Annotated in this window: 10 protein-coding genes and 1 tRNA gene; 6 read left to right on the top strand and 5 right to left on the bottom strand. The window is 69.4% G+C overall.

Annotated elements, in window-relative coordinates; all coding sequences use genetic code 11:
• Positions 1–136: 136 nt before the first annotated feature.
• Entirely contained in the window at positions 137–2,299 is a 2,163-nt protein-coding gene (locus tag FRW57_RS24900) for a DUF6421 family protein (RefSeq protein ID WP_152186078.1), read from the bottom strand.
• Between the two features lie 142 nt (positions 2,300–2,441).
• Between FRW57_RS24900 and FRW57_RS11815 the strand changes: the two genes are divergently transcribed.
• Complete coding sequence (locus FRW57_RS11815) at positions 2,442–3,593, top strand: acyl-CoA dehydrogenase family protein (protein WP_152186079.1); 1,152 nt, start codon at positions 2,442–2,444, stop codon at positions 3,591–3,593.
• Positions 3,594–3,621: 28 nt separating this feature from the next.
• Complete coding sequence (locus tag FRW57_RS11820) at positions 3,622–4,386, top strand: 3-hydroxyacyl-CoA dehydrogenase (protein ID WP_137120747.1); 765 nt, start codon at positions 3,622–3,624, stop codon at positions 4,384–4,386.
• Positions 4,387–4,515: 129 nt separating this feature from the next.
• Here the strand turns inward: FRW57_RS11820 and FRW57_RS11825 are convergent, their stop codons facing one another.
• Complete coding sequence (locus tag FRW57_RS11825; protein ID WP_137120695.1) at positions 4,516–5,469, bottom strand: amidohydrolase family protein; 954 nt, start codon at positions 5,467–5,469, stop codon at positions 4,516–4,518.
• 154 nt (positions 5,470–5,623) lie between these two features.
• Between FRW57_RS11825 and FRW57_RS11830 the strand changes: the two genes are divergently transcribed.
• Positions 5,624–6,094: a hypothetical protein gene (locus tag FRW57_RS11830; RefSeq protein WP_202911433.1), complete on the top strand. Its 471-nt coding sequence runs from the start codon at positions 5,624–5,626 to the stop codon at positions 6,092–6,094.
• Between the two features lie 50 nt (positions 6,095–6,144).
• Positions 6,145–6,217 (top strand) — tRNA-Thr (locus FRW57_RS11835).
• 84 nt (positions 6,218–6,301) lie between these two features.
• On the opposite strand, the gene FRW57_RS11840 is transcribed toward FRW57_RS11835, so the two are convergent.
• A complete protein-coding gene (locus FRW57_RS11840) occupies positions 6,302–6,895 on the bottom strand; it encodes a GNAT family N-acetyltransferase (protein ID WP_137120697.1) in 594 nt (197 codons plus the stop codon).
• Positions 6,896–7,175: 280 nt separating this feature from the next.
• Here FRW57_RS11840 and FRW57_RS11845 point away from each other — a divergent pair, with 280 nt between their 5' ends.
• Both FRW57_RS11845 and FRW57_RS11850 read left to right on the top strand, forming a co-directional pair.
• Positions 7,176–7,874, top strand: coding sequence for a DUF2975 domain-containing protein (locus tag FRW57_RS11845; RefSeq protein ID WP_137120698.1), 699 nt, complete (start codon positions 7,176–7,178; stop codon positions 7,872–7,874).
• The gene (locus FRW57_RS11850) at positions 7,875–8,120 is read left to right on the top strand and encodes a helix-turn-helix domain-containing protein (RefSeq protein ID WP_137120699.1); all 246 of its coding nucleotides are present in this window, start codon (positions 7,875–7,877) and stop codon (positions 8,118–8,120) included. It begins immediately after the preceding gene.
• Positions 8,121–8,287: 167 nt separating this feature from the next.
• On the opposite strand, the gene FRW57_RS11855 is transcribed toward FRW57_RS11850, so the two are convergent.
• On the bottom strand, positions 8,288–9,175 hold the full coding sequence (locus FRW57_RS11855; RefSeq protein WP_137120700.1) for a CoA transferase: 888 nt from the start codon (positions 9,173–9,175) through the stop codon (positions 8,288–8,290).
• Positions 9,176–9,317: 142 nt separating this feature from the next.
• Positions 9,318–9,943, bottom strand: a 626-nt coding sequence (locus FRW57_RS11860; RefSeq protein WP_152186080.1) for a transglycosylase family protein, incomplete at its 5' end; no start/stop codon positions are given.

The raw sequence follows: 9,943 nt of genomic DNA on the forward strand, positions 1-9,943 counted from the left end.
CGACCCTGGTCGCGCCCGGCCGCCACGACGGTGGCGCCGGACGCCGCGAGCCGCTGCACCACGGCCGGACCGGCGGCACCGGTCGCACCGGTCACGACGATGACCAGCCCCGTGAGGTCCTGCTGCACCGATGTAGTCATACCGCGGCTCCCCTGTCAGTCGGCTTCGCCTCCGCGTCCGAGTCTGACGTGATGCCGGAGGTCGACGCCACCACGTCGCCGAGCTTCTTACGTAGCGCCTCGAAGAAGACGTTGAGGGGGAACTCGTCGGGCAGCACCGCGTCTGTCAGCCCCTTGGGCGGACCGTCCAGCGGGAGCGCCTCCGGCCCCTTGGCCCAGGTCGAGCTCGGGTGGGCAGGCACGTAGGACGACATCAGCTCATAGGACGCGATCCAGTGGCCGACCTTGGACCGGTCGATGCCGCTTCGGTAGAGCTTCTCGACCTCTTCGCACAGGTCGACGACGCATCCCGGCAGCCGGTCCCAGTCGAAGGTCAGCGTGTTGTCCGTCCAACGGACGACGTCGTTCCGGTGCAGGTAGGCGAACAGCATCTGCCCGCCGAGTCCGTCGTAGTTGCGCACCCGCTCGCCGGTGATGGTGAACCGGAAGATCCGGTCGAAGACGATCGCGTACTGCACCGACCGCGCATACGGGTGCCCGTCCTGCTCGAGCGCGACCGCCTGCCGGAACGTGTTGAGGTCGCAGCGCAGCTCCTCGAGGGCATACATCCAGTAGGGCATCCGCTGCTTGATCATGAACGGGTCGAAGGGCAGGTCGCCGTGGCTGTGGGTGCGGTCGTGGATCAGGTCCCACATCGCGAAGGTGCTCTGCGCCAGGCTCTGGCTGCCGACGAGCCGCTCGGCGTCCGGCGGGAGCGCCACCTTGAGCAGCTGCGCGGCCGCTGCTGTCACGCGCCGGAAGCGGGCCGCCTCGCGGTCACAGAAGATCGCACCCCAGTGAAAGACCGGAACCTCGCGGACCGCGACCGTCTCGGGGAAGAGCACCGCGGAGTTGGAGTCATACCCCTGCGTGAAGTCGATGAAGTTGACCGGCAGGAACATCCGGTTGTCGTAGACCGCCTCGACCTTCGCCAGCCAGTCCGGCCAGGTCACGCGGATCAGCAGCGCCTCGAACTGGCGGTTCGGGTTGCCGTTCTGGGTGTACATCGGGAAGAGCACCAGGTGCTCGACGCCGTCGGCGCGGTGCTGGTCGGGACGGAACAGCACCAGCGAGTCGAGGAAGTCCGGCTTGCCGAATCCCTCGTCGGCCCACCGCAGCAGGTCACCCTGGAGGGCTTCGAGGTATGCCGCGTCGTGCGGGAAGCGCGGGGCCAGGGCGACCACGCCTTCGACCATCCGGGAGACCAGCGTGCGTGCCTTGTCGTGGTCGTGCTCGGCCTCGTCGATCGAGCCGTCCCTCCCCTGCAGTGCGCGCAGGCTCGACACGGCCTGCTTCAGCTCGAGCCACTGGGGATCGAGCGCGAGGTCCACGTTCGCCGACGCTGCGCCGAGAGCACTCTCGCGGGCCGCCGGCTCGCCACTTCCGGCAGCCCACGTGACCAGGTTGGTCCACAGGGTGCGGTGGTCGAACTCGTCGATGGAGTCGTCGCCGAACAGGTCGGAGTCGGCAAGCACGACGAGGCGTCCGCGATCGACCTCGAGGGCGGCGGCCAATGGCGCGCCGGCCGGGTCCGCGGTGTCGCTGGTGCGGGCGAGCACCCGCGCGCCGGCCGCCCGGGACAGGTCGAGCACCCCAGCGCGGTAGAAGCAGGCGTCCCGCACCCCGGCCAGCAGGCCCTTGCCGGCCGAGGTGCCGAGGTCGGCCATCACCCACGACGCCACGTTGTTGTGCCGGCGCACGCCCTCCTGCACCGTGGTGCTGTGCACGCCCACGCCGAAGCGCGACAGCAGGTCGGTGAGGTTGGAGCCGTAGTGCTCCTGGTCGCACTCGGCGAGCACGACGAGACCGCCTCCACCGCGGACCCACTGCTCCACCCCGTCGATCTCCTCCCGGGCGAGGCGCGGCGAGCCGGTGCCGCTGGCGCGCTCGCGGCCCGGCTCGGCGGGATGGGCGATGACCAGGACGTCGGTGCCGGCCAGCTCGCCCTCGAACGCGTCGGCGGTGAGCAGTCCGTCCCGCCGCGAGCTGACCTCGAACCCGGAGCGGGTCAGAGCCCGCGCCGCCTCGGAATAGCTCACGTCGGCGGGGTTGACGCGGTTCAGCTGTGCGGCCGTGGCGGCGTCGAGGGTCCAGGCCTCGCTGTGTGCCTCGTCGAACACCACCCGGGGAAAGTCACTCATCACGCCTCCATACAGGAAAAACACTTGTCGAAAAGATAGTGAACCATAATATTTCCCGCTCGCCATCATCGCCTCAGAAACATTGGCCCGCGCAGGCACCGGACGTCTCAGCATGCGGATGCGCCCCGGTATCGTTCGCTGCATGGCAGTCGAACGCCTCGTGCCGAGCGAGGAGGCAGGTGACCTCATCGCGCTCACGCGGGAGATCTGCCGCGACGTGCTCGCCCCGCGGGTCGACGCGGCCGAGGCGGCCGGCGAGTTCCCCCGCGACGTGTTCGGGGTGCTCGGACGGGCCGGCCTGCTCTCGCTCGCCTACCCCGAAGAGTTCGGCGGAGGCGGCCAGCCCTACGAGGTCTACCTGCAGGTCGTCGAGGAGATCGCGTCCGCGTGGATGAGCGTGGCCGTGGGGACGTCGGTCCACTCGCTCACCTGCTTCCCGGTGGCCAGTTTCGGCAGCAAGGAGCAGCGCCAGCGGCTGCTCCCGGACATGCTTGGAGGCGAGGAGCTCGGCGCCTACTGCCTGTCCGAGCCACAGGCCGGGTCCGACGTGTCGGCGATCAGGACTCGCGCGACGCTGACCGACGACGGAGGGCACTACCGCCTGTCCGGCGGCAAGGCGTGGATCTCGCACGCCGGCCACGCCGACTTCTACACCACCTTCGTGCGCACGGACGACCATCCGACCAGGGGGCTGTCGTGCATCGTCATCCCCGCCGGCACCGAGGGTATGACGTTCGCGCCACCCGAGCGCAAGATGGGCCTCGCCTGCGACACCGTGCGCGAGGTGCTCTTCGACGGGGCCCTCGTGGCGGCCGACCGCCTGGTCGGCGAGCCGGGCATGGGCATGCCGATCGCGCTGGCCGCACTCGATGCCGGTCGCCTCGGGATCGCCGCCGCCGCGACGGGACTGGCGCAGTCCGCGCTCGACCTCGCCACGTCATACAGCACTGATCGCGAGCAGTTCGGCCAGTCGATCAACCGCTTCCAGGGGCTGGCGTTCATGCTCGCCGACATGGAGGCTGCGGTGACCTCGGCCCGAGCGACCTACCTGCATGCCGCCCGCCTCAAGGACGGGGGACGCTCCTTCAGCAAGCAGGCCGCCGTGGCCAAGCTCGTCTGCACGGATGCCGCGATGAAGGTGACGACCGATGCCGTCCAGGTGCTCGGCGGCTACGGCTACACCCAGGACTTCCCGGCCGAGCGCTTCATGCGCGAGGCCAAGGTGACCCAGATCTTCGAGGGCACCAACCAGATCCAGCGCCTGGTCATCTCGCGGCAACTGCTGCGCGGCTGACCAGGCCACCGCAATGAGAGGAATCCCCTTGCAGATCAACGACTCCACCGTCGCCCTCGTCACCGGAGGTGCCTCCGGGCTTGGCGAGGCGACCGCGCGCCGACTGCACCGGGCCGGGGCCGCCGTCGTGCTGGTCGACCTGCCGACGTCGAAGGGTGCGGAACTTGCTGCCGAGCTGGGCGAACGAGTGCGCTTCTCCCCCGCCGACGTTCGTGACGAGGCGCAGGTCCAGGCGGCGATCTCAGCGGCGCAAGAACTCGGAGACCTGCGAATCGTGGTGACCTGCGCGGGAGTCGGCACGCCTGGGCGCGTGGTCGGCAAGCGCGGCCCCCACGACCTCGAGCAGTTTAGGCAGGTCGTCGACATCAACCTCGTCGGCAGCTTCAACGTGCTCCGGCTGGCGGCCGCCGCAATGATGGGCAACGAGCCGCTGGACGGTGACCGGGGGGTCGTCGTCATGACCGCGTCGATCGCGGCCTACGACGGGCAGATCGGGCAGGCGGCCTACTCAGCGTCCAAGGGAGGGATCGTCGGCCTCACCCTCAGTGCGGCGCGCGACCTGGCGGACAAGGCGATCCGGGTCACCACCATCGCGCCGGGCACCTTCGAGACACCGATGATGGCGGGGCTGCCGGGCGAGACCAAGGAGATCCTGGAGAAGCTGGTGCCGCACCCGTCCCGGCTCGGCCAGCCCGCGGAGTACGCCTCGCTGGTGGCCCACATCATCGACAACCCGATGCTCAACGGCGAGGTCATCCGCCTCGACGGAGCCCTGCGGATGCCGCCTCGCTGACGCGGCACGCCCATCCGGGATGCATTGACCCCGCCGGCTCATACCTGGCGGGGTCACCTCTTTTGTATCGCGCCGCCGGAGCTGTTCCGTGCAGCGACACGCCTCGCCAGCACGACTGGGTGAGCGATGTCACCCCGCACGGACACCTGAGGTGCTGTCGATCCCCAGCAGCCGGGCCCCGTTGTGCCAGCAGACCGCCCGCAGCCAGTCGTCGTCCAGTCCGGTCCGGGTGAGTGCCTCGAGCTGGTGGGCGTAGGGGTAGGGGATGTTGGGGTAGTCGGTGCCGAGCAGGACCTTGTCCTGCAGCGCCTGAAGGCGCGGCGCCAGCCGACGCGCCAGTGTTGTCTGGGCCTGCGCTCCACCGAAGAAGTCGACGAAGACCATCGTCGTGTCGAGGTGGACGTGCTGGTAGCGCTCGGCGAGCCCGATGAACTCGTCGTAGTCGGGCATCCCGAGATGGGCGATCACGGCCGTCAGGCTGGGGTGCCGCCTCAGCACCTCGGCGAAGATGCCCGCGCCGGTGAAGTTACCGCGACGAGGCCCGTTGCCGGTGTGCACGACCGCCGGGGTGCGGGCGTCGGCCAGCAGAGCCCAGACCGGGTCGAGCAACGCGTCTCGGGGGTCGAACCCACCGACCTGGACGTGGATCTTCACCACGCGCGCACCGTCTCGTAGCGCCCGCTCGAGGTACCGCGCCGCGCCCTCCTCGGGAAAGACCGTAGCGCTGTGCACGACGTCGTCGTGTCCGCCCGCCCGCTGCTGGTGGACGAAGGCGCCCGCCCAGTCGTTCAGGCCCTCGGCCATCCCGGGCTTGTGCGCGTAGAAGAGGGTCGGGAAGGCGCGAACTCCCATGGCGCGCAGGTGCGCCAAGCGCTCTTCCACCGGCCAGCGGTAGGTGATCGGCCACTCCCGGCCCACGAGCGGCCCAGCGCCGTCGAAGTACCGCCACACCGCGTCGAGCAGCCGCTGCGGCATGCCGTGGACGTGGACATCGACCAGCCCCGGCAGCCCAAGCCGGTGCCAGAACGCCGGCACCTCCAGATCCTGCGGCGGCACACCGGCGGGTCGGAGGTCACGGCTCATGGTCACAGTCTGGCATCGGCCAGTGGCCCGCCCCGGCAGCCGCTTGTGAGTGAACGGGACACCATCGGGTAGGACAGCACACGAGCGTGGACCGCGTGTGCATCGTCGCCGGGAGGCTAGGCCAATGTTCGAGCAGCGCAGGACCCACAGCCCCTTGAGGATATGGAACGGCCTCGGTGCCGGGCTGGCAGCCGGGGCGGCAGGCACGACCGCCCTCAACGCGCTCACCCACCTGGACATGGCCGCGCGGGGACGGCCCAGCAGCAGCACTCCGCAGGAGACCGTGGAGAAGCTGGCCGAGAGGACCGGGATCGCTGTCCCGGGCGATCAGGAAACTCGCCAGAATCGCTTGGCGGGCCTCGGCCCGCTGAGCGGTCTGGCCGCAGGCCTCGGCGTCGGGGCTGCACTCGGATTGGCCAGGGCACTCGGCCTGCGGCCCGGTCTCCTGGTCGCAGGCATGGCCGCGGGGGTCGGTGCCATGGCTGCCAGCGACGCCCCGATGACCGCGCTCGGGGTGACCGACCCGCGGAGCTGGGCCGCCAGGGACTGGGTGAGTGACGCCGTCCCTCACGTGGCCTACGGGCTGGTCACTGCCGCCGTGGTCCGGAGGCTTGACCAGGACTGAGAGCAGGTAGCATCTTGCGGGCCGTGGCCGCCGAGCGGGACGGCGCGCTCGCCGACGTGGCGCAATTGGTAGCGCACCTGTCTTGTAAACAGGTGGTTAGGGGTTCGAGTCCCCTCGTCGGCTCTGAGAGTAGCTCTCATGGACGGCCCGCCCGACGCTCCTCTGGCGGTCCATGCAGGGGAACGCCATCTCCTGACTGAATCCGTGTCACGGTTGCGCAGGCACCTTGATCGACATCACGCAGTTCTTCAACCCCTTGGGCCGGACGTAGGTGAAGCCAAGTCGTTCGTAGAGCCGGCGGGTGCCGTTGTAGAGGAACGATGACGACATCTTCTTCGTCTGGTGCGTCAGGTCGTGCGGATAGGCCTCGACCACACCGCCACCGGCCTGCGCGATGAGGTCGAGCGCCCCCCGGATCGCAATCTCGGTGATGCCCTGGCGACGGTATCTCTTGTCAACGAAGACACACGTGATCCGGTAGTCGGGGTCGCCGTCCTTCTCGGCGTCGTACTGCTTGCGATGGTGGATGGTGGGCAGCTCGGTCGGCGTGCCGTACTCCGCCCACGCGACGACCTCTTCCCCATCCATCACCAGCGCCGCGTGGGCGGCGCCGGCCTCGACGTACCGCTTCTTCAGCTCCCGGTTGGCCTCGGCCCCCTGCCCGCGCTCGGGACCGTCGGGATGGAACCAGATGCACCAGCAGCCGCCAAAGATTCCGTTGTGTCGCTGCACGAGGGCGTCGAACCCCGGCCAGGTCTCGGTAGTCAGGGGGCTGACCTCGAACGTCGTGTCGGTGCTCATGGCACCCGCCGTAGAACGGCTACCGGACGATGCACCTCCGGATCAGCGACCCCGTCATCGGTCCACGTCGAGCGCCGCCTCGAGCTGCTCGGCGATGGGACCCGTGCTCGCTCTATCCCTCGCGACGCCAAGGCCGGGCGCGAAACCGTTCAGCAAGACGCGACGTCCGAGGTCGAAGGCGTCACGAGCTGCAGTATTTAACGAAAAACGTTGCGAATTCCCACCTGGCCAGGTTTAATGAAGTTCGTTAAGTCGTCGGCCTCGCAGGAGGGTTGTTGAGATGTCTGGCCGGGTGAGCGCTCTGGTCGTGGCGCGCGTCGTACTGCACAGTCTGGGGCTCATGTCGGCGGTCACTGCCACGTACGGGTTCATGTCGCAGTTCAGTTGGCTCGGCGGCCCCCTGCCCTTCAGCCAATTGCCGGACTGGCTGCAGGATCGACTCAGGGTCTTCCACCTGGTGCCCTCCACGCCGGTTCTCGTGCATGAGGACCACTGGCAGGACACCCCTGCCCAGCTCAGCGGCTTCGGTGGCGGTGGGGTCGCGCCCCAGGGCTGGGGCGAGTACTCCGGTGGCACTCGCGCGGGCGTCGTGACGTTCTGGGACCCGGGTTTCCTGCCCCTGCTGGCCTGGGCGCTGCTGTTGACCTTACCTGTCATCGCGGTGGGAGTGCTGTGGTTCATCCTGGGGCGCATGGTCTCCACCGCTGTAGACGGTGACCCGTTCACGGGAGCCAACGCCTCGCGCCTGGCGCTGATCGGCGTCGTGCTGCTCGTGGGGCCCTACCTGTTCATCGTGACGAGCCACCTCGTGCGGGTGTGGATGTTGTCGTCTTCGACAGTCGCGGGCAAGGTCGATGCAGCGATGCCGTGGTCCACGGTGCCCTTGTGGCCGCTGGGTGCCGGGATCGCCGTCCTGGCGCTGGCTGCCACGTGGCGCGTCGGTGTCCGACTGCGCGACGATGTCGCGGGACTGGTCTGAGTGCCGCCGGCAGACCTCGACGAGGACAACCGCGTCGTCTGTCATCTCGATGACCTGCTCGCCGAGCGCGAGATGACGCTGACCGAGCTCGCAGACCGGGTCGGGGTCTCCATCGTCAATCTGTCCATCATGAAGAACAACAAGGCCAAGGCCGTCCGGTTCACCACACTCGTCGCAGTCTGCACCGCCCTTCGATGCCAGGTGGGCGACCTGTTCAGCATCGCAGCGCATGACCAAAGCGCATGACCAGTGAGCCGAGTCGGTCGGAGCGGGAGTGTCACGGCTGACCGGTCAGTGCCACAGGACGTCGCCTCAGCGTTCGCCTCCGCGAAACCACCCTGATGAGACGTTGCGAATCCTCCTGCGGCGGGTGCCGCCGTCCGGGCGCCGTCATGGTTGCCCACGGTCACGCTCTACTGATGCGCGGCGGCCGGTCCGCCCGGAGTCGAGGTCTGGACCGGCACGCCGTTGCGTGGGTCGCGCAGTGCGACGATCGGGATGTCGAGCGAGCGGCCCAGCGCCTCCCAATGGGCGCTGGAATCGCCGGCGAATCGGGTGGTGAGCTCCTCGCGGGTCGCCCCCACGCCGCGCGCGAGACGCCCTGCGAAGTGCGGCTCTATCGCGGCGACCGCGACGTATCCGTCCGCAGAGGGGTAGATGCCGTAGGTCGGCGACGCCCCGCCGAGGGCGTTCCCGGGGCCGGTGAGGCCGTGGCGGACCGTGGCGGAGGCCTGGCCGGCCACTTCGTCGAGCACCACGCGAAGGTGCGGTGCCGCCTCGCCCAGGTCACGTCGGCGTAGCCCCGCGAGCACCGCAGACACCGCATGCTCGGCGCCGAGCAGATCGACGACCGGCACGAGAGGCATCGCCGGCGGCAGGACCATGCCCCGCGCAGCCTGGTAGGTCAGGTCGTGGCCGGCCTCCTCGGCCCGTTCGCCTTCATAGCCGACGATCTCGACAAGCACGAGGCCGTGGCGCGCCACCGCGTCGACGAGGCCCAGCCGTGCCGACGCAGAGGGGCGCATCGAGGTCAGCAGCACGTCGGCCGAGGCCAGCTCGGTCTCGAGGGTAGAACGGCCGCCCGGGTCCTTCAGGTCGAGGGTGATCACCTCCTGGCCGGCGATGAGCTCGTCGTACCAGCTCGGCACCACCATCCCGAGCGGGTCCCCGGCAGGCGGCTCGACCTTCACGACCGACGCGCCCAGCGAGACCAACCGCGCCGCCGCAACCGGGCCGGGGAGGTTGGTCGCCAAGGAGACCACCGTGACAGCCGCGAGCGGCGCACCCGGCTCCGTCGACATCAGATCTCCTCGCGTCCTACGCACTGCTGGCCCCAGCTCCACCGATCACACCGTCGGTGACCTGCTCAGCACACCCGCGGTGCACCAGCTCGGGCGCTCGTTCCTCCAGCGCTGCTCGTCGACCGCTCGATCGGAACCGCGCTCAGAGGTGCCTGTTGAGGTAGGACTGCAGGACCCGCACGGTGGCGCGGTCGAGGTAGCGGCTGCCGTTGTGCCGGGCGCCGATCTTGGACTGCAGGGCTCGAACCGTCTTGGGCCCGATGATGCCGTCGGGGTAGGCGCCCACCTTGCGCTGGAGCGCTCGCTTGGTGATGGGTCCGATGATGCCGTCCTGCGTGACGCCGACCCAGCGCTGGATGGCCTTCTTGGTCTTGGGCCCCAGGATGCCGTCGACCACCAGCTGTTGGTAGGGCGAGGTGCGCGTCTCGCTGCGTGAGGTGTCGCCGGTGGCACCACCGTTGGCGCGGGTCAGCCCGGCCCGCTGCGAGCACACCGGCCACGCGTCTGGACCCTGCCGGTCAAGCACCCTGCGGGCGATGGCGATCTGCTCGGACTTGGTGGCCAGGTCGGCGCGTGAGGCGTATGCCGTGCCGCCGAAGGCACGCCAGGTGGTGTAGGAGAACTGCAGGCCACCGTAGTAGCCGTTGCCGGTGTTGATCGACCAGTTGCCGCCGCTCTCGCAGGCGGCAACCCGGTCCCAGACCGTGCCGGAGGCGTGGGCGGCAGGCGCGCCGATTCCGACGCTCGCGGCCGCGGTCGCCGCCCCGG

Origin of the sequence: Segeticoccus rhizosphaerae (assembly GCF_009192725.1) — a bacterium.
In the GTDB taxonomy this organism is placed as follows: Bacteria; Actinomycetota; Actinomycetes; order Actinomycetales; family Dermatophilaceae; genus Segeticoccus; species Segeticoccus rhizosphaerae.

Coding starts and splice junctions, on each gene's coding strand:
- FRW57_RS24900 (WP_152186078.1), bottom strand. CDS start 2,299: ATGAGTGACTTTCCCCGGGTGGTGTTCGACGAGGCACACAGCGAGGCC.
- FRW57_RS11815 (WP_152186079.1), top strand. CDS start 2,442: ATGGCAGTCGAACGCCTCGTGCCGAGCGAGGAGGCAGGTGACCTCATC.
- FRW57_RS11825 (WP_137120695.1), bottom strand. CDS start 5,469: ATGAGCCGTGACCTCCGACCCGCCGGTGTGCCGCCGCAGGATCTGGAG.
- FRW57_RS11840 (WP_137120697.1), bottom strand. CDS start 6,895: ATGAGCACCGACACGACGTTCGAGGTCAGCCCCCTGACTACCGAGACC.
- FRW57_RS11845 (WP_137120698.1), top strand. CDS start 7,176: ATGTCTGGCCGGGTGAGCGCTCTGGTCGTGGCGCGCGTCGTACTGCAC.
- FRW57_RS11855 (WP_137120700.1), bottom strand. CDS start 9,175: ATGTCGACGGAGCCGGGTGCGCCGCTCGCGGCTGTCACGGTGGTCTCC.